Source organism: Arthrobacter sp. TB 23, from assembly GCF_000294595.1.
In the GTDB taxonomy this organism is placed as follows: domain Bacteria; phylum Actinomycetota; class Actinomycetes; order Actinomycetales; family Micrococcaceae; genus Arthrobacter_D.
In genome coordinates this window covers 19,529-44,170 of record NZ_ALPM01000075.1, presented here as the reverse complement: position 1 = coordinate 44,170, position 24,642 = coordinate 19,529, and the positions used below count along the sequence as shown (strand labels likewise).

General features: G+C 61.2%; 14 protein-coding genes and 1 tRNA gene. 9 read left to right on the top strand and 6 right to left on the bottom strand.

Going from position 1 to position 24,642, the window contains the following annotated elements; genetic code table 11:
* Positions 1–414: 414 nt before the first annotated feature.
* From B384_RS0111300 to B384_RS0111290, 3 genes are all read left to right on the top strand, one after another.
* Positions 415–486, top strand: a tRNA-Gln gene (locus B384_RS0111300).
* Between the two features lie 91 nt (positions 487–577).
* Entirely contained in the window at positions 578–2,128 is a 1,551-nt protein-coding gene (gene glmU / locus B384_RS0111295; protein ID WP_019483223.1) for a bifunctional UDP-N-acetylglucosamine diphosphorylase/glucosamine-1-phosphate N-acetyltransferase GlmU, read from the top strand.
* Entirely contained in the window at positions 2,125–3,105 is a 981-nt protein-coding gene (locus B384_RS0111290; RefSeq protein ID WP_019483222.1) for a ribose-phosphate diphosphokinase, read from the top strand. The genes glmU and B384_RS0111290 overlap by 4 nt, the downstream gene beginning before the upstream one ends.
* Before the next feature lie 30 nt (positions 3,106–3,135).
* On the opposite strand, the gene B384_RS0111285 is transcribed toward B384_RS0111290, so the two are convergent.
* A complete protein-coding gene (locus B384_RS0111285; protein WP_026041142.1) occupies positions 3,136–4,449 on the bottom strand; it encodes a UDP-glucose dehydrogenase family protein in 1,314 nt (437 codons plus the stop codon).
* 332 nt (positions 4,450–4,781) lie between these two features.
* On the opposite strand from B384_RS0111285, the gene B384_RS0111280 reads away from it, so the two are divergent.
* From B384_RS0111280 to B384_RS0111255, 6 genes are all read left to right on the top strand, one after another.
* Entirely contained in the window at positions 4,782–5,405 is a 624-nt protein-coding gene (locus B384_RS0111280; RefSeq protein WP_019483220.1) for a 50S ribosomal protein L25/general stress protein Ctc, read from the top strand.
* Between the two features lie 19 nt (positions 5,406–5,424).
* Positions 5,425–6,012 carry an aminoacyl-tRNA hydrolase gene (gene pth / locus B384_RS0111275; protein WP_019483219.1) on the top strand — a complete coding sequence of 196 codons (588 nt, stop codon included), beginning with the start codon at positions 5,425–5,427 and terminating at the stop codon, positions 6,010–6,012.
* Positions 6,013–6,375: 363 nt separating this feature from the next.
* Positions 6,376–9,018 (top strand): helix-turn-helix transcriptional regulator, encoded by a 2,643-nt coding sequence (locus tag B384_RS0111270; protein ID WP_019483218.1) that lies wholly within the window; start codon positions 6,376–6,378, stop codon positions 9,016–9,018.
* A 31-nt stretch (positions 9,019–9,049) separates the two neighbouring features.
* On the top strand, positions 9,050–11,701 hold the full coding sequence (locus B384_RS0111265) for a helix-turn-helix transcriptional regulator (RefSeq protein WP_019483217.1): 2,652 nt from the start codon (positions 9,050–9,052) through the stop codon (positions 11,699–11,701).
* Positions 11,702–11,947: 246 nt separating this feature from the next.
* Positions 11,948–14,620 (top strand): helix-turn-helix transcriptional regulator, encoded by a 2,673-nt coding sequence (locus tag B384_RS0111260; RefSeq protein WP_272942573.1) that lies wholly within the window; start codon positions 11,948–11,950, stop codon positions 14,618–14,620.
* 46 nt (positions 14,621–14,666) lie between these two features.
* Entirely contained in the window at positions 14,667–17,288 is a 2,622-nt protein-coding gene (locus B384_RS0111255; protein WP_019483215.1) for a LuxR C-terminal-related transcriptional regulator, read from the top strand.
* A gap of 297 nt (positions 17,289–17,585) precedes the next feature.
* Here the strand turns inward: B384_RS0111255 and B384_RS0111250 are convergent, their stop codons facing one another.
* The 5 genes from B384_RS0111250 to B384_RS18700 form a co-directional block, all read right to left on the bottom strand.
* A complete protein-coding gene (locus B384_RS0111250; RefSeq protein WP_026041141.1) occupies positions 17,586–18,152 on the bottom strand; it encodes an arsenate reductase/protein-tyrosine-phosphatase family protein in 567 nt (188 codons plus the stop codon).
* A 105-nt stretch (positions 18,153–18,257) separates the two neighbouring features.
* A complete protein-coding gene (locus B384_RS0111245; RefSeq protein WP_019483213.1) occupies positions 18,258–19,535 on the bottom strand; it encodes a carbohydrate-binding domain-containing protein in 1,278 nt (425 codons plus the stop codon).
* Positions 19,536–19,936: 401 nt separating this feature from the next.
* Entirely contained in the window at positions 19,937–21,250 is a 1,314-nt protein-coding gene (locus B384_RS0111240) for a UDP-glucose dehydrogenase family protein (RefSeq protein ID WP_026041140.1), read from the bottom strand.
* Positions 21,251–21,287: 37 nt separating this feature from the next.
* Complete coding sequence (locus B384_RS0111235) at positions 21,288–22,832, bottom strand: sugar transferase (protein ID WP_019483211.1); 1,545 nt, start codon at positions 22,830–22,832, stop codon at positions 21,288–21,290.
* A 206-nt stretch (positions 22,833–23,038) separates the two neighbouring features.
* The gene (locus tag B384_RS18700; protein WP_019483210.1) at positions 23,039–24,613 is read right to left on the bottom strand and encodes a polysaccharide biosynthesis tyrosine autokinase; all 1,575 of its coding nucleotides are present in this window, start codon (positions 24,611–24,613) and stop codon (positions 23,039–23,041) included.
* Positions 24,614–24,642 lie beyond the last annotated feature (29 nt).

The window sequence follows — 24,642 nt, the reverse complement described above, 5'->3', positions numbered from 1 at the left end:
ATCCGGGAGCAGAAGCGTCGCTGCCTTTCATACCTTTATTCCATCATCGAGCACTGACAAAATAGGGGCCGATTCAGGGCCACCAGAAAAACTTTCTCAACTATTTTTCAGCACCAGAAATCAGCACCGAAGATCAGGCACCGGACCGCCCGCTGACCACCCGCCAAGCCGTGAGACGCAGCAGGTCAAGGTGTCCGAACCCGGTGCATCCCACTGGGTAGCAGCAGGAGAAATGCTGCTTGCGGACCACGTATAGGTTCCAAGGGGGCATGGATTGGCTCCAACCGAGGTGACTCTGCCCACTTCGCCACGGACTGACCGGATGGGGGCTACCAAGTCGCAGGATGCCCCCGACTCGTGGCAAACTGGATAACCGCGCTTAGGGACGGAAATTAGTCAGTTCCTTCAGCGCAGTCCGCCCTGGTGTAATGGCAGCACCCCAGCCTTTGGAGCTGTGGAGTATAGGTTCGAATCCTATGGGCGGAACTGTCGGGCGGTAGTGCCGCGGGTAGTATTGCCGGTGTGAGCCTGTACTTTTCCGGTTGACAGAGAAACTACAGGCAGGAGTGTCTCCTCAATGGGTCCGCAGACCTCAAACACGCATCCCCAGGTATCAGACTCAGAGGCAGGAGCCCTTCGCCCGGCCGCTGTCATCGTGCTCGCCGCGGGCGCGGGTACCCGGATGAAATCCCGTACACCGAAGATCCTCCACACTCTGGGCGGGCGATCGATGGTGGGGCATGCCATGGCCGCGGCCAGGGGAGTGGTCCCCGAGGCAATGGCTGTCGTGGTCCGGCACGAACGAGACCTCGTCGCCAGCCACATTGCCAGCCTCGACCCGGGAGCGGTCATCGTCGACCAGGACGATGTGCCAGGCACCGGTCGAGCAGTCCAGGTAGCGCTTGACGCACTTGACCGGGCCGCCGGGGCGCCCCTCGAAGGAACCATAGTTGTCACCTACGGCGACGTGCCGCTGCTGACAGCCGACACTCTCGCTCAGCTGGTTGAATCCCACTCGACCAAGGACAACGCGGTGACCGTGCTGACCGCCGTTCTTGAGGACGCTACCGGCTATGGGCGGATTCTGCGGGCCGCCGACGGCACTGTCACCGGCATCGTCGAACACAAGGATGCCACCGACGCCCAGCGGTCCATCAACGAGATCAACTCGGGCATCTACGCGTTTGACGCGGCAATTCTGCGCAGCGCCCTCACCTCAGTCACCGCAGGGAATTCCCAAGGCGAAATGTACCTGACCGATGTCCTAGGCATCGCTTCAGACCGGGGCGGCAGGGTCGCCGCCGTCGTCTCCGACGATCCTTGGCAGGTAGAGGGAGCCAACGACCGCGTGCAGCTGGCAGCCCTCGGCGCCGAGCTCAACCGTCGCACCCTGACCCGATGGATGCGCTCCGGTGTGTCAATCATCGACCCCGCCACCACCTGGATCGATACCTCGGTGCAGCTGGCAGAGGACGTCACGATCCTGCCTGGCACCCAGCTTCACGGCGCCTGCGAGATTGCGCGCGACGCCGTCGTCGGCCCTGACACCACCCTCACCGATGTGGTGGTGGGGGAAGGGGCGACAGTGCTTCGGACCCATGGATCCGGTGCCGCTATCAGCGCCCGTGCCACCGTTGGCCCGTTCACCTACCTGCGACCCGGAACGGTCCTCGGCGAGGACGGCAAGATCGGGGCATTCTACGAGACGAAGAACGTCATCATCGGTCGCGGATCGAAGCTGTCACACCTCGGGTACGCGGGGGACACCGAGATCGGTGAGGACACGAACATCGGCTGCGGCAACATCACCGCCAACTACGACGGCGTCAACAAGCACCGCACCACCATCGGCAGCAATGTCCGCACCGGATCGAACACCGTCTTCGTCGCCCCGGTGACAATCGGCGACGGCGCCTACACTGGCGCCGGCGCCATTGTGCGCAACGAGGTTCCGCCGGGCGCACTTGCTGTCAACGTCGCACCCCAGCGCACCGTCGAGGGCTGGGTGCAGGCCAAACGCCCCGGCAGCTCAGCCGCAAACGCGGCCCAAGCGGCCGCTCCCGAAAAACTTGCCACCGGTGAATCCACCAGCAGCATCACCAGCACTGACGAAAGCGACCGTTCATGAGTGAGATCACCGCACGCGGCGAGAAGAAACTGGTCCTGGCCTCTGGCCGGGCCCACCCGGAACTTGCGGAGGAAATTGCTGCAGCACTTGGCACCGAGCTGCTGCCCATCTCCGCCTACGATTTCGCGAACGGCGAGATCTACGTTCGATCCGGCGAGAGCGTGCGCGGCACCGACGTGTTCGTTATCCAGGCACACCCGGCGCCCCTGAATAACTGGCTGATGGAGCAGCTCATCATGATCGATTCGCTGAAGCGGGCATCGGCCAAACGGATCACTGTTGTCTCCCCGTTCTACCCCTACGCCCGGCAGGACAAGAAGGGACGCGGCCGCGAACCGATCTCCGCGCGGCTCGTCGCCGACCTGTACAAGACGGCCGGCGCCAACCGGCTCATGTCCGTTGACCTGCACACCTCGCAGATCCAGGGCTTCTTCGACGGTCCCGTAGACCACTTGATGGCCATTCCGTTGCTCGCTGACTACATCCGCACCCGGGTCGACGCCGACAACGTCACCGTGGTGTCCCCCGACACCGGCCGGGTCAGGGTAGCCGAGCAGTGGGCCGAGCGGTTGGGCGGGTCACCGCTGGCTTTCGTGCACAAAAGCCGCGACCTCACGGTTCCCAACCAGGCCGTCTCCAAGCAGGTAGTGGGTCAGGTCGAGGGACGGACCTGTGTGCTGATCGACGACATGATCGATACTGGCGGGACCATTTCCGGGGCGGTCCAGGTTCTGAAGAACGCGGGCGCCAAGGATGTCATCATTGCCGCGACCCACGCCGTGTTCTCGGACCCGGCGGCCCGCCGTCTTTCCGAGTCCGGCGCCCGCGAGGTAGTGGTGACCAACACCCTGCCCATCCCATCCGAAAAGCGGTTCCCGCAGCTCACCGTGCTCTCAATTGCGCCGCTGATCGCGCGGGCAATCCGTGAAGTGTTCGACGACGGATCCGTCACCAGTCTCTTTGACGGCAACGCCTAGAGTCGACTGATTGGGGTATCGGGATGGCCGTTACGGCCGCCCGATACCCTGGTAGGTCCACCCAGCGGCCCGCCACTGGACTGGATCCAGAACGTTACGTCCGTCAAGAATGTTTTTGCTCGTTACCTGCGAAGCCAGGTCCGCCGGATTCAGTGAGCGGTACTGATCCCATTCAGTCAGGACCAGCAGGGCGTTGGCTTTGGTGACTGCCGCATTGAAATCGGGCTCGTAGGTTAGCTCCGGGAAACGACCCTTCGCATTACTCAGAGCCTCCGGATCGGTAACTGTCACGTCAGCGCCCTGAAGCTGGAGTTGGGCAGCGATACTGAGTGCGGGGGAGTCCCTGACGTCGTCGCTATTGGGCTTGAACGCTACCCCCAACACAGTGATCCGTTTCCCGAGGAGCGATCCGCCCACCAACTGGCGGGTCAGCTCGACGACCCTGATCCGGCGTCGGAGGTTGATGTCATCCACCTCCCGAAGGAAGGTCAGGGCCTGATCAGCGCCGAGCTCGCCCGCTCGTGCCATGAACGCACGAATGTCCTTGGGAAGACAGCCCCCGCCAAAACCGATGCCCGCGTTGAGGAACTTGCGGCCAATCCTGTCGTCCATCCCGATGGCGTCCGCCAGGAGGGTGACATCCGCTCCCGCTGCGTCGCATACTTCCGCCATCGCATTGATGAAAGAAATCTTGGTTGCCAAGAACGAGTTCGCCGCCGACTTGACCAGTTCAGCGGTGGCATAGTCGACAACCAGCCTCCTGGTGCCCAGCCCCATCGGTCCCGCATACACCTCATCAAGCAGCTCGGTGGCCCGATGCCCGTCCTCGCCGGACGGCACTCCGTACACCAGTCGGTCGGGGCTAAGGGTGTCCTTGACGGCGAAGCCCTCTCGCAGGAACTCAGGGTTCCACGCCAGGGTGGCTTCGGGAAACCTCTCCAACAGGTCATCGGCGAGCCGCGCAGCAGTGCCCACTGGAACCGTTGACTTCCCGACCACCAGGTTTCCGGCCTCAAGCGCGTCAACGAGCGAGGAGAACGCAGCGTCCACGTATTTCAGGTCGGCGGCGTATTCGCCCTTCCGCTGCGGCGTCCCTACGCAGAGGAAATGCACCTGCGAACCCCGGGCATCCGCGATGTTTGAGCTGAATTTTAGCCGGCCGGTTTGGAGGACTTCGTGAAGAAGCTCCGGCAGACCGGGCTCGAAAAAGTGGGACCGGCCAGCCTGGAGTTCGCTGATCTTCCGCTCGTCCACATCGATTGCGACGACTTCGTGTCCCAACTTCGCCATGCAGGCCGCGTGAACCGCGCCAAGGTACCCACAACCGATAACAGATATTCGCATGCTGATCCTTCGTACGGCCTAGGTGGGTTTCCTCGGGAAACCCGCCGGGAGTCCTCGATTTCAACGGTACGTGTCACACAATAGAGGATCATGAGGAACACCAGATGACGACGCCGGTTTCCGGGCTTCGGCGGTGTCCTTCCGGACGCTCAGGGTGCTGTAAGATTGAACGCGATGCCTAGGCGAGGGAGCATCCCGGTACCTCCGGGATTCGTTCCGTGATCGACGGTGGCTAGTGACGAGAGTCCAACACTAAGCGTGTTGACTGTTTCTAGACAGATGCCGATCGTTTGCCCAGCAACGATCCACTACTCGTCAACACAGGAGACTCAATGTCTGACCTCACACTTCCCGCAGAAGTACGCACCGAATTCGGTAAGGGTGCAGCCCGCCGCGCACGCCGCGAGGACAAAATCCCCGCGGTCATCTACGGCCACGGCGCCGATCCCATCCACGTTCTGCTGCCTTCCAAGGCCACCACGCTGGCCCTGCGGACCTCCAACGCCCTGCTTACCCTCGACGTCGAAGGGGAAAAGCACCTCGCCCTTGCCAAGTACGTGGTCCGCAACCCGCTGAAGCGCATCGTGGAGCACCTTGACCTCCTGACCGTTCGTAGCGGCGAGAAGGTCACTGTTGACGTCTACATCCACGTCGAAGGCGAACTGGCACCGGGTGCCGTGATGAACCTTGAGCACACCTCGGTTGAGGTTGAAGCAGAAGCAACCCACCTACCGGATTCGCTGACCGTCAACGTCGAGGGACGCACCGTCGGCGAGCACATCCACGCTTCGGACATCGTACTGCCGAAGGGCGTCACCCTGCTGATCGAAGACGACACCCTGATCGTCAACATCAGCGAGCCGACCGTCCAGGACCTCGGCGAAGATGACGAAGAGACAGTTGCAGAAGGCGACGTTGTAGCTGCCTCCGGCGAGAAGTCAGAAGAAGGCGAGTAGCCACTTCTCCGGCGCATTCATGGCGACTGACTCCTGGCTTGTAGTCGGGCTCGGCAACCCCGGGCCCGGCTACAGCCATAACCGGCACAATGTTGGACAGATGGTTCTCGATGTCCTGGGCGCGCGGCTGGGCGGAAAGTTCAAAAGCCACAAAGCTCATGCCGCCGTGCTTGAGGGGCGGCTAGGTCTGGGCGGGCCGCGGCTGGTGCTCGCCAAGCCGCTGACCTTCATGAACCTGACAGGTGGCCCGGTGAACGCGCTGTGTCGGTTCTACGACATTCCCGCCGAGCGCGTTATCGCGGTGCATGATGAGATTGACATCGACTTCAACACGGTCAAACTGAAGACCGGAGGCGGTGAAGGCGGACACAACGGGCTCCGCGACATTTCCAAGGCACTCGGAACCAAGGACTACCTTCGGGTCAGGGTCGGAGTGGGCCGCCCGCCGGGCCGCCAGGACGCCGCCGATCACGTGCTCAGGGATTTCAGCCCGGTGGAAAAGAAGGATCTAGCGTTCCTCCTGGAAGATGCAGCCGACGCGGTGGAATCTCTCATCGTGGATGGGCTTGTCAGCGCTCAGCAGAAGTTCCACTCCGCTGGGAAATAGCGTATAAAATATACTCACGACCACCGGTCAGGGACAGCTAAAGCCCAAACCGCGTCAGGCCTAGTAGGCCCCAAATGCGGGGGCCGACGTTGGGCGGCCTCTGAGACTGGGCCACCCCCATCCCAACGTCGGTCCCTTTTTTGCTGTCTTTGGTAGCTGGTCCTTTTGGACCGAGGTAAAAGGTTCTTCTAAATTCCCGTGCCATATTCCGTTCCCCGGCGTATCGTTGTCCACTAACGCATGCGCCCGTCGAGGCGGACTCGGAGGCGCTAGCGGAAACCGGCGGTGAAGTGACACAACACCGTTAAATCTGTCGGGCTGGGACGACTCGCCGTGTCGGCCTGCACCATGTAGTGGGGCGCTATGTTTGGGGTGCAAGGAAGTTGGCCGCTGGTCGGCCGAAAGGACGAGATCACTTCACTGCTGGCTGCTTTGCGGAATGAGCGGTTCAGGGGCGCGATCCTCACCGGCCAGGCCGGGATCGGGAAAACCTCTCTGGCACAACACATTGCCCGTCAAGCGGAGGACGGCTTTGCGCTGGTCTACGTTCGGGGTACGACCGGCGCCGCGGGAATGCCCTATGGCGCCCTGAACTTTGTGCTCAGCGAGTTGAGCGACGACGCCGTCGCCAACCCGCTACTGCTGCTACGGAGATTGCAGACACTGTTTTCGGTCCGCAACGACGGCCGCCAGACACTCATGCTGGTAGACAACGCTGAAGCACTCGACGGCTCATCGGCCATGGCGATAGCCCACCTGGCCAGGATCAACGCGGTAAAGGTTCTGGTTGTGTGTCAAAGCCTCAGCGCCGCACCAGAAGAGTTCTGCGACCTGTGGAAAGACGGGCTCCTAAAGCGTGTCGACCTGGAGCCGCTGGATCTCAGCGCCACCGCCGAGCTACTGACCGCCGGATTGGGAGGACCGGTAGCGCGGGCCGTCGTGGTTGATATGTGGCACGCGAGCGGCGGCAATCCCTTGTTCCTGCAGGCCACCAGCCGCGAGCAAAGAGACTCAGGATATCTGGTTAAGCAGGACGGAATCTGGGTGAACGGTTCAGAGAAGTCCCCTGAAGTGGGGCGATCCCTCACCGAGTGGATTATCGAGCGCCTGTCCAGGCTGCCACCGCCGCAGCGCGCCGCTGCGGAGATTGTGTCGATCATGGGGGCGCTTCCGCTAGAAATGCTCGCGGACTTCGTGGACTCCGACTCAATTGACTCACTGCTGGAATCCGGACTTATTGAAGTCAATCACGCGCTCAGTCCGGTCGTTCGGTTTGCCAACAGCCTGGTCGGGGACGTCATCGGCCAGCAGATGGCGGGCGCCCCCAAGCCAGAGCTTCTCACGACACTCGCAGCGTCAATCCTCAGTCGCCCAATGCCAGCCATTAGCAGGATCAGGTATGCCCACTGGTGCCTGGAGAACGGTATCAAGATCGCGCCCGAAGCAGCACTGGAGGCTGCACGGCTGGCAAATCGCCACTTTGACTCCGCCGGGGCGCAACGGTTCCTGCAGACGGTGCCGACCGCCGCACGATCAGCGGATTTCGCTATCGAGGAAGCCTGGGCATACGGAGTTCAAGGCAAGATCACCAGATCGGTGGCCATCCTTGACCGCGAGATCGAAGTGGGCCACGAGCACCATGATCTTGACAACTGGGTAAAGGTTCGGCTCCTCAGATGTCGGCTGCTCACCCGGCTTCATGAGCGGTACACCGAAGTGGATGACCTGATCGCTGAGGTCCGCCAGCGAGTAAATGCCGAACTCGTGAAGGGCACGCAGGGGGCGACCGATCTTCTGCTTGAGACCGAGCTGCTGGCAGCCGAACTGAACGCTTACAACGGCAAGTACCAGGACATTCTGGCTCCAGTCAACGACCTCCTGAAAAAGCATTCGACTATGCAGCCAACAATGCGGCACGAACTGTGTTCCTGGCTGGCTGAAGCACTATGTATTACCGGGCACCAGGATGAGGCAATCCGGGTGTGCCAGTCAGTGGTGTCACATCTGGCTGACGACACGGATGATCCGCTGGTGGCTGAGGCAGCTCAGGCACGGATGTTTTCGGTGCTGCTGGTCTCCGGAAACTGGAGCCAGTGCGAGTCGATCCTGCACCATCACGACGAGCAGTCGATCGCGGGCAAGTATGACGGGTCGTCGTCTGAACTGGCAGAGGGATGCCTCAACGCGTACGCGGGCAGAGGCGCCGAGGCGCTGACGAAGCTGCTTCCAGCCGTCAGCCAGCTACGTATTAGCGACCGGCACCAACTGAGGGTCCTGGCAGAGGCTGCGACCGCATACGCTTTCACCTTGGTGGGAGATCTTCAGGCAGCACTCGGGCACCTGAAACACGTTGACCTGGACGGGCACAGGCTGGACTGGCGGACCTTGCGGGCCACTCAGTACTTCGCAGCACTCGCCTCAACCGCCACCCGTGATGATCTCGAAGTGGCACACGACATGCTGAGCATGGCCGATGAGGATCGGCAGCAGGGCAACAGGGGGCATGAGCTGTTCTTCCTCTGCCAGGCCGTCCAGCTCGGGCTCACCGAAGTTGCCGATCGGCTCGCCACGACTGGTCGTGATGGGCAGGGCGTCTTCGCCCGGACGTGTGCATTTTATGGCAAGGGAGTAGCCTCGGGCGATTCCGACCAGCTCCTCAAGGCTGCACGGTCTGCCGCTGACAGTGGCAATTATCGGCTTGCCCATGATGCAGCAGAGCTTGCTCGCACCTTGTCGCATGGCGCAGGGGACGACGAGGTGAGCACTGACACGGGCAGCATTTTTGCTGCTATCGGTCAGTTGGGGGCCGAAGCGCGGCAACGGTTACTCGACCAACTCACTGAACGGGAACGGACTATCGCCCTAGAGGTAGCCAACGGAGCATCGAATCGGGACATTGCGGAAGCTCACACCGTTTCGGTCCGAACTGTTGAAGCGCACATGCATCAGGTATACGCAAAACTTGAGGTAAGAAACCGTCAACAACTCCGGGCTATCCTTGGATAGCAGCGATCCGGAGACCCGCTCCGAGCCCGGGATGAATTCGCTCGTGGGGCGGGAATCGCTGGTAGCGAGCATCGTGCAAACCCTCGGCGACAAGCAGCATTTCGGCGTGCTGGTGGTGGGGGAGCCGGGACTGGGCAAAACGGCCCTCGCACGCCTTTTGGTGAGTGACTCGGACGGCGGTCGCGATGCCCTCAACGTCAGGGCAAGACCCTCGCTGAAACAAGTACCGTTTGGGGCACTGGCGCCGTTCCTTGCCGATGTGTCAGCAGCGGAGGCCGGCTCACCCGTGGGAATCTACCGCAGGCTCCTGGCCCGCCTCGGGAATCAGGCTGCAGGTGCAGCACTTCCTTTGGTGGTCGTTGATGATGCCCAGGACCTCGATGATGGCAGCTCGGTACTACTTGCCCAACTGGCTGCAACCCGCCGCGCCAAGGTGCTGGTCTTCTCCCGTTCCACACCGGGGCCGCCGTCCGAGTTTGTGGCGCTGTGGCGTGAGGGGTTGCTCCCCCGGTTCGTCCTCGAACCGCTGACTACCTCGGAAATCCACGAACTATGTCTCCGAGAGCTCGGTGCAGAGGTCCTCTCCAGCGTGAGCGCAGTTCTGGCGCGCACCACAGCCGGGAACCCGATGTTCCTTCTCGCCCTTCTCAGCGAAGGGACCCGGGACAAGTACCTGGTGTTGCGCAACGGGGTCTGGTGTCTCTCGGGTGAATTACCGCAAATCAACCTGCGGCTTACCGATCTGATCAAAGGCCAGCTCCGTGGGCTGACCGCTGAGGAGGTCGAGGTTCTCGAAACGGTCGCCCTTGCTGAGCCGATCGCTCTCGACGTACTGCGAAACTGCAGCGATGAACAGGCTGTCAGCAAGCTGCTAAAGGACCAACTCATCGCGATGCCCGGCGGGTTGGATCCCAGGGTAAGCCTGGGGCATCCCCTCTACGGTGAAGTGATTCGTGCCAGGGTGCCAATTGGCCGCAGCCGCGCTATTCGGCGGCGGGTTCTCGAGTCCAGCGTTGGTCATACCAATTCCGTCGATGGTCTCCTGCGAAGTGTGTCGTGGGGACTCGACTGTGGTGCGGTGTTGGAGGACGACACGCTACTTCGGGCTGCGATCGTTGCCAATCGTCTCTTCAACCCGGAATTCGCCCTGCGTGCGGCACGCGTGGTCCGGTCCTCAACGTTGAAGGCCAGGGCGTTGGTCGAGATTGCACGGGCCAGGATGACCCACGGGGAGTTTGCCTACGCCAGGGAACTGGTCGATGAGGCGCTGGTTGCCTGTGACAGCCTCCGGCTAGCGAAAGAGGCAACGCTGCTTTCGGTCGACCTCAGGATGCGTGATGGCAGCCGACCGGCTGACATCCGAAGTGACGCGCGACGGTGGGAAACCCTGGTCACCTCGATTGAGAGCGCAAGGGGAGAAGAAGCCGCCCTGTCCGTTGCCGTGTCACGTCTGGGCTGCCGGCTCCTTCACTGTTTCGCCCTCAACCTGGAAGGGAACTACTTTAAAGCTGAGAAGGATATTCGCGCAGTGCTCTCAGCTGTCAACCGAACGGAGGAGACGAGCCTGATGGCTCACGCTCTGCTCGGGGAGGCCCAGTATTCTACCGGCCGCCCAGCGCTAGGGACCGAGTCAACCGCCACCGCACTGAAAATCGTCGCTGAGGGAGGACATTCCTACCTGGGCCATCGGGAGTTTGTGCTGGCCCGCCACGGAGCCGCCTTGACTCATGCGGGCCGCTGGGGGGAGGTGCGCGAGCTACTCCAGGAATACTCGCAGTCGGCGAACGGCGGGCTGGTCTATTTCGGTGGGGTGCTGGAGTTCTCGGACGGGCTCGTTGCCCTGCGCCAGGGAAAAATGAGGACGGCCCGTAAACGGCTTATCCTCGCGGTAGAAGGCTTTCGGGAAACCGACATTGCTCAACTGCTGCCTCTGGCCACCGGGCTTGCTGCCTACGCGTGCGCGATGGTGGGCGACTCCGCCGGCTCGCGGAGGTACGTAACCGAATTCCAATCGATGTCCCGAGGCGGGCCTGCCCAGACCTGGCTGCTTGGTGAAGCGTATTCCGCTGCAGGCAACTCCCTGTTTGTCGGCGCAACGCGCAGCATCGTTGAACTACGCAGGATCGCCGGGGAAGCAGAGGCCGCGGGGATGCTGACATTGGCTGCCACCGCTCTGGAACTCGCCGTGCGGTTTGGGGATACCGGGTCGCTGGCCAGGCTGCAGGATGTGACGGCAGCTTTCGACGGCGGCGAAGGTGTTGTGTTGCACGCGATGGCGACGGCGATGCTGGCCAGGGATCCCCAATCGCTGGAGACGGTCGCCGAAAGTGCCAAAACGGCCGGATACCTCTTGATCGCGGCTGAATGCCTCGGCCAGGCCATTGATCATCTGACCCGCGACGGCCACATCCAGCACTCCCGAGCTGTGCAACTCCAGCTGAACGACCTGACGGTCGGTCTTGAAGGATTTCGGAGCCCAGCCAGCACCGACACGGACTCAGGCACGAGGCTGACCCGACGTGAACAGGACATCGTGACGCTGGCCTCCCAAGGCTATTCGAACCGGGAAATTGCTTCCCAACACGGTGTCTCAGTGCGGACCGTCGAGGGTCACCTGTACCGGATTTTCGCGAAACTTGGCATCAGCCGACGCGAGGACCTGCCTGAGCCTGGCGCTTTCTAGTGGGCCGATTCCCGCTGGCTAAGTGGTGCACCAGCACAGATCGAGTAGTGTCCCGCGCCCCCGGGCCACCCATCGAGTGAGTAGCCCACGTGTTTTTCCAGTAGTGGCTACTCGTGTGGTCCTGTTCACACCTTCCTAGACTCGGTCTTGTTGCTATTCAATCTGGGGAAAAGGAACGGGTCTCATGGGGTCTCTCAATATTTGCTGTTGCTGTGGCGAAAATAGCTCATCTGTCGGCGGCGACTCGTGAGGGCGCCAGCCCAGCCGTTCTTTGTTGGACGGTCTGAGGAATTGAGTCAGGCGAAACGCGCAGTGATGTCGCCGCTGTCAGCAGGCGTAGTCCTCGTGGGCAGTGCCGGGATAGGGAAGACTGCCTTGCTGCAGGAACTCGTCTCAGAGCTGGCGCCCTCGACAAAAGTCATCCGAATCAGGGGATCCGAGGCAACGTCGAACACCCCCTATGGTGCGCTAATTTCGTTGTTGTCCGAAGTGGACCCAACCGGTCTTGGCCATCCGGTGAAGTTGATCCAGAGCATCACTGAACTGATTAATCGGTTGGCAGATGGCAAGACCGCAGTGCTAGCCGTCGACAATGCGGAACTACTCGATCCTCAGTCCGCGACAGTGATCGCGCAGCTCGCAGCAACAAGAACTGCCCGTTTGCTGCTGGCAACTGGCGCCTTTGCCCAGGCGGATTCAGCCTTCATGAGCCTGTGGCGGGATGGGTCGTTGCGTCGCGTGGATCTCCACGAGCTCTCCCTCAAGGAAACGGGAATGTTCGTCCAGGCCGAGCTAGAAGGTCCCGCATCCAGCGAAGTGGTTCGAGCGGTGTTGAAGCGGAGCAGCGGCGTGCCACGTCTGATCCGTGCTGCGCTCCAGGATCTGACGAGGCGGGGCATCGTGATTCCCAGTGACAGGTCCTGGGTGATAGTGCCGGGAATCAACATTCAAGACGGGGCGGTGTCGAACTCTTCTCCGGTGGGACAGGGGGTTGGTTCTCCAGGTCGCACCGCCGGAAACCTCATTGCGCTCAGTGGTGGTCTGCCGAAGCAGTTCCTTTTGTCTTTCGTGCATGGCGACGATGTCGACGGTCTGCAGCGGGCCGGGCTGATCACGGTAGGTCGTGACCTCCAGGCGACTGTGACCTGTGCCAGTCTGGTCTTTTCCGACAATTGTCTCAGCAGAATTTCAACCGATGAAGCAAGTGCCTTGTATGCACAGCTCTGCTCCACTGCGGATGGCTGGGAGAGTCGAGGGCTTGACCCCGTGCATCGCGCTGCGTGGTTGATGCGGGCCGGTTCAGACCTCGCGGTAGGCCAGGCGGTCGAGGCCGCTCAGGAACTGAATGATCAGGGAAGCTACAGTGAGGCGCTGGGTGTGTGCTCCTACCGGCGAGCGGCAACCAGCCACGTTTCACTGGCCGTAGAAGCGCTACGCGCACTCCTTGCCCTCGGAAGTTTCGATGAGGCCGAGCAACTCACGGCGGCGCTGTTGGTTCCTCTTGCCACCGAAGCCACCGAAGCAACCCAGACCACCGAGATCGCCAGCCAGGTCAGGCTCGCCATTCTGCGGTCTGAGCTAAACCAGCGGCTTGGGCGGGGGTCGCTGTTGGAGGTTCTCGACCAGGCAGCCAGCCTTCTCGAGACGCAACGTGCGGCTGGGCTGCTACCAGCAACCGCTGCTGCACTGGAAGACGAACTCCTGATTGCCCGCGCCGAAACGGCGGCATTCGACGGCTCATATGCTGAGGTTACGCTCCTCCTCGCCGAGGAGAACGAGCCCAGCACACCTCGTCCGGCCGACGCGCAGGCACGGATCCAGACGCTGCTGTGTGAGGCATGGACCATGATGGCACGTCAGGCTGAGGCAATGGAGTTGGCGCGAAGCCTCGCCAGTTTCTTACGGGTCAATCAAACAACCAGCAAGACCCGGGAGCTCGCTTTTGTCCAGGTCTGGGAGACGCACCGCCTGCTGGGCGAGGCCGGTAGCGTGGCACACCTTCGCGATCTGGCACTCACCGACCTGTCCGCAGTTGATCTTGCACCCCGATCCTATGAACAGGTCTCACGGGCACTCGGCCACGCCCATCAGGGCCGGGTTGAAGAGGCACTGGCGATCCTCACCCCCACCTTTGACCAGCTTCGCATCAGCGATCCCTTTGGTGTTAGGCCTGCCGCCGCTGCGGGTCTGAGCTACTGCTACGCTTCCACCCGAAATCTGCCGGAAGTCATCAACTTCCTGCCACTCAGCGAAGCGGGGCCGAGCAGCCCCTGGAAGGTGCGACGCATGGCACGCTACTTCCAGTTGGTGGCCGCCTCACATACCGAGTCGAAGGCAGCGGCGGCGAAGGACCTGCTCGCGTTTGCTGATGAGGACGCTAAACGAGGGGTAGCAGTGTTCCAGCTAATGGCCGTGTGTCGTGCCGCACGGCTAGGCGATCGGTCGGCGATCGGACCGTTGAGCGCAATTTCAGCTCACCTTCAAGGGAGCTTCGCCAGGTTAAGCGAAACTTACGCGAAGGGACTGGCCAGCAGGGACTGTGAGCTTCTGATCCAGTCGATGGAGCTTGCGGCTAAGATCGGCGACACCATGTTTGCGAAAGAAGCAGCCCAAACCGCTCTTCAGACTGCAGTGCAATCGCCGGACAGGAGACTCATCCGCCATGTCCAACGACGGGTAAGGGAAGTGCTCCCGGGCATCGACGAGAACGGCTCGTTCGGAGGCCGCCTCGAAGCCCTGACCGGGCGCGAACGGGAAATCGCTATTGCCGCGTCAGCTGGAGCGACCAATCGGGAGATCGCGCAAAGAATGTGCGTGTCAGTTCGAACAATCGAGGGACACCTCTATCAAGTTTATTCAAAACTCAACGTGTGTACCCGTGCTGAACTTACCGAACTAGTTCCAGCGGGGCAGGCCTGAGATGCGATTTACAACGGCAGGCAACAGAAATGGTGGTCGTCGGCAGATGGAAGCCGCGCTCGCTGCGGCCCTGGAGCGGGCTGACTGCACTGGTGCACTGATCTACGGCCATCCGGGTATGGGTAAGAGTACCCTCGCCCGGCAACTAATGGACGATCGGTCAACCTTCCCTTCGACGCCTTTCCTTGTCCAGGCTACCCGGGGTCTGGCGGGCATTCCGTATGGCGCACTCGCGCCCTATCTCCGTGACGCACGGTCTGACGACATGGTGGATTCACTGTCGGTTTTGCGGGCCCTGGTCGGCTTCTTTCGGAAGGAATGCCCAGGACGGGTACCGCTGGTGGTCATCGACGATGCCCACGAGCTAGATCAAGAGAGCTCCTACCTTCTGGCCCAACTCGCCATCGCAGGAACGGTGAAGGTAGCGGCCCTGACGATAAACGGCGGATGGCATCACCGCGACCTGCCAGCGCTTGAAGAAGACGGCTTACTGGTGCGTTTCGACCTACAGCCGTTGACCATTCAGGAGGCAGGTGAAATCTGCGAACGTCTCCTGGGTGCGCGGATGGTTCGGGGCGCCGTAAGCTACTTCACTGCAGAGTCGGGGGGTAATCCACTCTTTCTTCGCTCAGCTATCAGCCATGCGGTGAGGTCCCAGGCTTTGATCCAACGCGAAGGACATTGGGTGCTGATTGAGGAACCATTTGGTGTTGACGAGTCGCTGAGGGACCTCGGCGAGAGCTCGATACTGGATCTTTCGGATGCGGAACGCGATGTCCTGGACTGCCTCGCACTCTCAGGACCGGAGCGTACTGACCACGTTGCGAGGTTGGGCGCATCCCCGGCGGTGCACCGCCTGATCGAATTGGGGTTAGTTCGCGAAGACCCCACAAACCCACAGGTTATTGGATGTTACCCGCCCCTCTACTCACGCATCATCCGTTCGCTGGTGCCGTCTCATCGAAGTTCCGAGCTCCGCACCGCCTTCCTTGACTCTGTTACCGAGCCGTGGACAGCTGGAGCGCATAATCAGGTCCAGCAACTGAATTGGGCGTTGGATTGTGGTGTGGAGGTCGACGATCAAGCCCTCGTCGAAGGCGCACGATTGGCATCCATCCACCACGACCATCAGTCCGCCCTCAGACTTGCAGCAGCAGTCAGAGGTTCGGTTCTTGCACCAGCCGCAATGGTTGAGGCCCTCCGAGCACGATTCCTTCTTCGACTCCCGCTGGAGGGACACCTCGACCTGGACGCTCTGCTTAATCAGCCTCAGGACTTAGAAACTCTCGCCAGCGCGGCGGTGCTCAGCGCCCAGATAGAACTGGCGCGCGACGGACGCACAGCTGTCATCCATACGCTTGCTGACCACTGGTCGCAACGTGCAGACGAACTCGTCCAGGGACAACCCTCGCGGCACGCAAATCTGTTGCGGGCGCTGGCACATAATCTGGAGGGACGCTTCAGGCAATCAGAGCAGCTAATGCGGGAGTTCCTGGCCAGTGGCGGGAATTGTCCTCTAAATGAAACGGTGGCGCTGTGCCTTCTGGGGGAGTCACTGGGAAGCACCGGTCGTAGCGAGGAAGGTACTGCTCTGCTGCAACGGGCACTTGACAGGATTGCCCAGAACGCTGGCGGGTCAGCCGATCTAGAGAACTTCGCGGTAGTGCGCCATGTTTCCCTGCTAATTCATAACGCGGAGTTTGATGCCGCTGAGGCTGCCATCGACGAACACTTCGGCGGACGGATAGGTGACCGCTTTTTCAGCGGGGGCACCATCGCAGTGCTCGACGCCGTATTGTGTGCTCGTCGGGGGCGCTTCACGCAGGCCTACGAGATCATTCTGCCGGCAATCACTGTGCTGCGAGTATCGGACCATCAGGCAATGCTTCCCTACGCCCTTGCAGCAGCGAGTTGGGTGGCGGCGATGGTGTCCGAACCCGGGACGGCCGAACGTTTCGCAACGGAGTTTGAGCAAACACCGCCCAAGGGGTCAGCGGCCTCAGGCCTCCTGGGTGCTGCCTATGTCGCTATGGCCAGGGACCAGCAGAGCCCATCGGTTGAGCTCTCCAAAGAATTGTTCCGGCTTGCTGACTGCGCCCGGTCAACGGGGATGGAGGGATGCGAGAAAGAGATCCTTGAATTTATGGTTCTTACCGGGGACGAGCGACTCATCAAGCGGCTCCACGAGCTGGCGGCGTCCTTCGAAGGTGGGGAGGCTCGGGCGCTGCAGGAGTACGCCGCGGGGGTCCTGGCCAACGATCCTGACCGGTTGATACAGGCGGGTGATCTAGCGGAGGAACAGCAGAAGCATTTCGTTGCCGTGGATGCATCGGCGCGTGCGCTACGACTGCTCAAGGACAAGGGAGATGCCAGCGTGTCCAGAGGAGTGCTGAGAGTCCTTCGCCGTCGTCGGGATGCGCTGGAGCGCCCCCTGTCGGCGTCGGCCGTCGCGCCCACCGAGCTTCGTGATCTCACCGGGCGGGAGCTGAAGATAGCATTGATGGCAGCCAACGGAGCATCCAACCGGGAGATTGCGGGGGGCCTCACCCTTTCGCCCAGGACTGTTGAGGGACACCTCTACCGGATCTATGTGAAGCTTGGAATCACCCGGCGGGAGGACCTCGCCCTCGTAGTTGAATCATCCTCCTATGCTGGTAGCGCCGGGTAGACGTTAGGTAGTCCCGGCCCTTTTTATCAGTACCGGGACCGCCAAATGAAGGTGTGGTTACCCGGGAAAAGTGCCGACTTGCGGATTATTCTCGTTATGTCGGGGTCGTGGAAAACTACGGCATTCCGAAGGCGTGAAAAGGCCGTATACCCCAAGTGTGCCTACTCCGGACCACGCCAGCCTCTACGAAGCGGCCCCTGACAGGGGCCGGCGGTGTACGAGAATTCTTTCAATGGAAGACTCTGTCCCCAGCCTCCGCCGGCCCCGCCCACTTCCCACCGCATGATGCATTGGTGGCTATTTGGTCCACGCCAAAATAGCTTCCACAGCAGGGATAACCTGGCCGAACATATGCCGAAACTGTTCTTCCTCGCGCCCATACGGGTCGACGACGTCGTCATCTGCCGGCTCGACAGAGCTCATTGACCGGCCGCGTAGCGCACGGGGTAGTGCGTTGCGAAGCTGTTCCTGCGGCGGAAGCGACTCGTCGCGGCTCACCCCGGGGAGGAGTCGGCCCAGCTCCCTGAGTGTGAAGGTTTTTTGCAGCAGCCACGGGGCAAGTCGAAGGATCTCGCTTCGGTGTGCCCTGGTCAGGGCGATGACCAAATCCTGGGAAGAAAGCATTTCGGCGGTCACGGATCGGGCAACGAACGCGCTCGGATCCACTCCCAGACTGTCCAGTTGCGCGGCGACGCGGGAATCGATAGGCCACCCCGACATTGCTCCAGTCCCGGCGCTGGCAACACTGAATACCCCGGGATGCTGGGTGTCGAGGCCCTGCTGAAGAAGCCGCTCAGTCATAGGGGAGCGGCAGATGTTTCCTGTACATACCGTCAGGATGCGGAACGGGGATTGTTCAACCATGGCCTACGGAGTCTAACCGGTCACTTCGCCCGACGCGAGGTGTTCCTGAGACTCTGGCCTGAACACAGAACTGGCCGCGACCCGGNNNNGGCCTGTCTCAGTCGGTTAGCGGGCACCAGCGATATTGCTCGAGGTGTTGTTGGTGACGACGCGCAGCAGGGGGCGGAGCTTTGCCCAGTCCTTTTTGAGGGACTCGACCTGGGTCTGGTCGGCCGCGGCTTCGGCGTAGATCGTGACACCGCTTGAACGGATCAACACGTGACCTCCGTATTCCTTCAACGCCTGGGCTAGCGCCTTGCCTTCGGGGGTCAGGCCGAGCGCATCAATGTTGGTGGATGCAGGCAGGGCAAACATGGAACCCATCGGGATGTTTCCCGTGTAAGCCCTAGCCGAGTCGCCGTCCTCTTTCTGGGCCGGCCAGACGCCCGTGCCGTTGTTGACGCTCTTAAGCTGGGCATTGCCGATGCCAATGGCAATTGAGTGTTTGATGGACAGGTTCTTTAACTCGTCCTTGCGGATCAAACCGTGGAGGTGGCTGATGCCCGAGGCCCTCGCGCCGGCGGCCATGCCTTCGCCCTGGATATCGGTCTTGACCAGGTAGCGGGCGGTCCACTCAGTGGATGAAATGCGCTTCATCCCCCACACTTCGTAGGCAGTCTTCTTGTCCGGCTGGATGACCGTCATGTGTTGATCTGTTCCGCCAGTGGTGGTGGCGTTCACCGGAATCCTGATCGAGTGAGTTCCACCAGCAGTCGCCCTGACTGTTGCCACTGGGTCGCTGGTTTTTGCTTGCTGTACCGAGATGGACCAGCGGGAGCTGTTGACGTTCGTTCCACCTCGTTGGAAAACCCCGTGGCGGGAATCACCGGCAGCCGCAAAACTCACTGCGGGGCCCACCGGGGTGTTGGAGAAGGCGGAGGAGCTAAAGGGGTGCAGCGAGTAGTCCTTGGCAGCCGGCGCGGGAGCAGTCGGAGGAGGAGTTGGTCTCGGTGCGGGACCTGGCGTTGGTGCGGGTGCAGGTGCGGGGGACGCCTCGGTCCCAGGGACGGGAACCAGATAATCCAGGACCGCACTGTTCTGCCCCGAATCATTCAGGTACACAACCTCAACCTTGTGGGTACCTGATTCCCAAGCGCCGGTGAGGGCGTAGGTTTGCTGCGACTTACTTGAGAGGGTGATGTCGCCGGCTGTCTTCCCATCGACGGTCACCCGAACCTTCGGAGCAGTGGTGCCGGTGTAGGTGCCGGCGGCGCGAAGTTCCAGGGTGCTGAATGCTTCAGTTGCGGTGAATGATCCCGTGGCCGACCCGTTGGTCAGGAGCGATCGGACGGTATCGGCGTCGCCGGTCTTCCAGATGACATAGTTTCCGCCACCATTTCTCATGGACTCTGACTCTAATTTTGCTTGTGAGGCCTGAGCCGGTGTTGATACGATTAGCCCCGTGCCTAGAATTGCGGCAGCGGTGAGTAAACTGAGTGATTTTTTAATTGTGCAACTCTCTCGTCGGCATGGCAGTTTTAGCCACGCGGTAAGCCGAAGGCGCCCCAAGGGCCCCGGCATCTTGGAAGGCAAACCAGCAGGAGCTGTTAGTTGGAGCTAACGCAATGAGGGGTTTGCTGCAGATAGAGACCGGTAACAGCGTACAACACGTTTTTACGGTTCTGTCATTGGGGCGGGAGGATTCATCGTCAGTCGAAGACCCACGCCTCATAAAAAATGGCACTAACCCCCGGCGCTCGAAGCGCACGAAGTTAGTGCCATTTTGTTGACTTGGAGTGTTGTTGCTAGGGGCGCCCAATTCCCCGGTAGGTCCAGCCCGCGGCCCGCCACTTCAGAGGCTCAAGCACATTACGTCCGTCGAGAATCGCTTTGGCACTCACCTTCTCGGCAAGGGCATACGGGTCGAGATCCCGGTACTGTTGCCATTCGGTCAGCAGGAGAATCGCGTGCGCATCCTGCACCGCGAAATTGAGATCAGATTCATAGTTGAGCTCGGGAAACCTGCGGGCAGAGTTCTCGATTGCCTCAGGGTCCGTCACTGTCACGTTGGCTCCCTGCAGCTGCAGCTGGGCGGCGATGTTGAGGGCGGGCGAATCTCTTACGTCGTCACTATCCGGTTTGAAGGCGGCACCCAGCACAGTAATGCGTTTGCCGAGGAGAGAGCCGCCCAAAAGTTCCCTGGTGATTTCCACAGCCCTCGAACGTCGCCGCATGTTGATGGTGTCAACTTCGCGAAGGAAGGTGAGGGCCTGGTCGGCGCCAAGTTCGCCTGCACGGGCCATGAACGCACGGATGTCCTTCGGCAAGCACCCCCCGCCAAAACCAATCCCAGCATTCAGGAACTTTCGACCGATTCGATCGTCCAGCCCGATCGCCTCCGCGAGGAGCGTCACGTCGCCGCCCGAGCTGTCGCAGATCTCAGCCATCGCGTTGATGAAGGAAATCTTGGTGGCGAGAAAGGAGTTCGCCGCGGCCTTGACCAGCTCTGCTGTCGCGTAATCCATCACCAGGCGGGGGGTGCCGTTGGCGATTGGCACCTGGTAGACCCCATCGAGAGCGGTCATCGCATATGCGCCAGCGGTTCCATCCGGAATGCCGTAGACAAAACGGTCGGGACTGAGGGTGTCTTCGACCGCATGACCTTCCCTGAGGAACTCGGGGTTCCATGCGAGGACAACGCCCGGAGCCAACGAGCGAAGTTCCTCGGACAGCCGTGTGGCCGTTCCCACGGGCACCGTCGACTTGCCGACGACGACGCTACCCTCCGAAAGGTGTTCGGCAGCTGCCACGAATGCCGCATCGACGTAGCGGAGGTCAGCGGCGAACTCCCCCTTTCGTTGGGGTGTCCCGACGCAGATGAAGGTGACATCAGATTCGGCAATCGCGGCCATATCGGTGGTAAAACTTAACCGCTGCGAAGACTGAAGCTCCTCCAGAAGCTCCGGCAAACCGGGTTCGAAGAACGGTGCACGCCCGGCCTCCAGATCGTCGACCTTTCGCTGGTCGACGTCTACTCCAACTACTTCATGGCCAAGCTTCGCCATGCACGCAGCGTGGACGGCACCTAGATATCCGCAACCAATAACAGAGATACGCATAATTCTTCCTTAGACTGAGACGATTTCTGTGAGGGGACTAGTAGGCGCCGACCGGTTTGATCAGCATTTTTGCGGTGCGCCAGATGATCATCAGGTCCATCGTGATGGACCAGTTCTCGACGTAGTAGAGGTCAAGCCTGACGCTGTCCTGCCAGCTCAGCTCGGATCGGCCGTTGATCTGCCACATCCCCGTCAGCCCCGGTTTGATGTAGAGGCGGCGGTGCACATCCTTGGCGTAGCCGTCCACCTCCCGACCAAGTGGTGGCCGAGGGCCAACGAGGCTCATATCACCGACCAGGACGTTCCAGATCTGGGGGAGTTCGTCGAGTGAATGGCGTCTCAACCAGCCGCCAACCTTGGTGACGCGGGGGTCGTTGCGCATCTTGAAGAGCAGCCCGGACCCCTCATTGCTGCCCAAGAGGCCTGCGAGTTCTTCCTCAGCGGTCACCACCATGGAGCGGAACTTGTACATGGTGAAGGTTTCCCCGCTTCTTCCGATCCGTTCCTGCTTGAACAGGACCGGACCTGGACTATCCCGCCTGATACACAGTGCGATTACGGCAAAGACCGGAAGCAGGGCTACCAGTGCCAACGCCGAGGCCGCAATATCCAACAGGCGCTTGACCAGATGTTTGGCCCCGCCAAACTGAGGTAGCTCAACATGCATCAGGGGCAGGCCCTCCACCGGCCTGGCATGAATCCTTGGACCAGCGACGTTTGTCAGGCCAGTAGCAAGAACCAGTTCGGTGTCTGATTCTTCAAGGCTCCAACCCAACTTCTGGATGAACCCGCTCCCGCCCTGAACGGGCCCGGCCACAATCACTGCGTCAACCCCTAATCCGGGAAGGACCTCGACCACTGAGTTCAGGTCCGACACGACGGGCACCGCTGCGCCGTCGACATAAAGCCGCGGCTGGGTGCAGTGCCCGGCAAGGGCTGCCCCCACCACTTCGTAGCCCGCACCGGTTTTGCTTCTGATCTGTTTGATCACGTATTTGACGTCCTTGGGGCGCCCGAGAACGACGACACGGGAAAGGAATCGTCCCTTGGTTCGCTGCTGGGTAAGCCAGGACCGAAGCATCCAGCGTGTGAGCACCAGACCGCCCATTCCGAGCGGCAGGGCAAGAGCGAAATAGCCTCGAGACGCGTCGACCTGGGCTACGACCAACAAGATTGCTGTAATGCCGAAGACGAGGAGAGTTGAATGTATGACTCGCTTGTACTCGTCGCTTCCCAGTCCGAGGACCCGAGGGTCACGGCTTCGGAATGCGCTGAGTGCACCCAACCACATCAAAGCGATCGCAAGGCCAAGGAAGTCGTACCCTATGGCAGTGTCCGCAACCGGCACCTGGACTCTGCCCGTTCCGAATCGCGCCAGTTGGGCGACCACCAGAGCCGCGCAGATGACCAGGGTGTCAGCCACCCGGAGCATCGCACGGTAGGGGCGGATCCAGTCGCGGCGGGATTTCACGGGGGATTTGGATGCGCGGCTGGTGCGGTAGCTTGTCGCCGGGTAGCGGACGTCGAAGTGGGTGGTGGGGGTTCGGGTCCCGGTTTCGGTGGCTATGCTGAACTCACTCATTGTGGTCCTCATCTCCTGTTTGGTGAGTAAGGGGCCGACGACGACTGGGGACGAAGCTCCGGTCTCAGGAGAGCTTCTACGCCGCCGGCCCCGCTAAAGCGGTATCCGCTAACGGATCCGGGTTGTGGTGCCACCGGCGTCATTGACGGTGGGAGAAAGGGTGCGTGATCCTTTGAACGCCGTTGCCGACACTCGGAGATCTCGTCCTATGATCGTGAGGAAACCTTCGGCGACGGGCTGTCCCGGGCCGAAGTGGTGTTCTTCTTGCCTATGCCTGCAGGGATGAGGTCACGCTTCGGTGGGTGGTTCCCGTTCGGTGCCTGCTTCGGCGGGACCAGGGGTTTTCGGGGGTCCGGCTTTCGATAGTCAGCCGTTCGCGTCGTTCCCCCCGCTTCATTAGCGACCTCGGCCGACCCAGGCGCTGGTGGCACAACCGAGCTGTAGTAGGCGCGCGCCTTGGCATCCGGTTCGGGGATGCGCAACTTGTTGAGGATCAGACCAAGCACTCGCCCGCCAGCCAGCTCCAGTGCCTTCAGGGACTCGTAGACATCCGTGGTGTTGACCCCCTGTGCGCCCACGACCAAGACCGTGTTGACGCCGTTTGACGACAGCACGGCGGCGTCGGTTACCGGCAGTACCGGCGGGGCGTCCACAATCACCGCATCATAGGCCGCTTCAAGCTCAGCAAGGATGTTGAGCATCTGTGGTGATCCCAGCAGTTCACTGGGGTTCGGCGGAATGGGACCCGAGGTCAGCACCTGCAGATCGTTCTGCCCCCAGGGCTGCATCAGGTCGACGATAGCTGCCTGTCCGATGAGTGCTGAGGTGAGCCCGGCATCGCTTTCAAGCTGGAGGTATCCGGCGACCGCTGGCCGCCGCAGGTCCGCGTCCACCAGGGCGACCCGCTTTCCGGCCTGAGCCATGGCAATAGCGAGGTTGATCGCGGTTGTCGTCTTGCCTTCCCCAGGCAAGGAGGAAGTCACCTGGACTACTTTTGAACCACGGGTGAGCTGCGTGTACTGAAGGTTTGTCCGAAGTTGCCGGAAAGCTTCGGCACGTGAGCTTTGGGGAGCGGTCTGCGTCAGCATCGGGTTGCCGGCGGCTGCGGCGTCATAGCGGACCATTCCCAGAACTGGCGCCTTGGTAACTCCATGTAGGTCAGCGGCGCTCCTGATCCGGGTGTCGAACTTGGCGCGGAGCAGGGCAACGACGAGGCCGATGCCAAGCCCGGTCAACAGCCCGACTAGAAGGTTCATACCAACGTTCGGTGAGGAGGGCGTAGTGGGCTCCGCTGCCTCGGTAAGTACTGAAAGTTGCACCGGGGACGTGGTCGCAACGTTGGTGGTCTCAAGATCGTCGATCACCGTAATAAGATTCGCGGCCAGGCTGTTGGCAATGGCGGTTGCCAACTCTGGTGATTCGTTGCTGACCCCGAGCTCGACCAGAACTGTGTTGGGTGTGCTCGCTGCCCAGACGTTGGACGAGAGGTTAGCTGCTGTCACTGGATCGAGGCCGAGCTCGTCGACCACGGGCTGAAGCACCCGGGGCGAGTCGACCATCTGCGTGTAGGTGTGTACCCGGTCCTGCATGAAAGTGTTGCCTTGCTGCAACTCCGAGACCGAGCCGACGTCCTGAACTGCGACGAATAGCTCGGTGTAGGCCGTGTAGATGGGCCTGGTGAGCAGCGAGGCAATACCAGCGACAAGCAGGCCAGCTACCGTCGCACCGACGATGATCAGCCAGTTCCGTTTAAGTATTCGTAGGTAGTTTCGTAACTCCATGACTGAGACCTTTCGAAATATTGTTAATA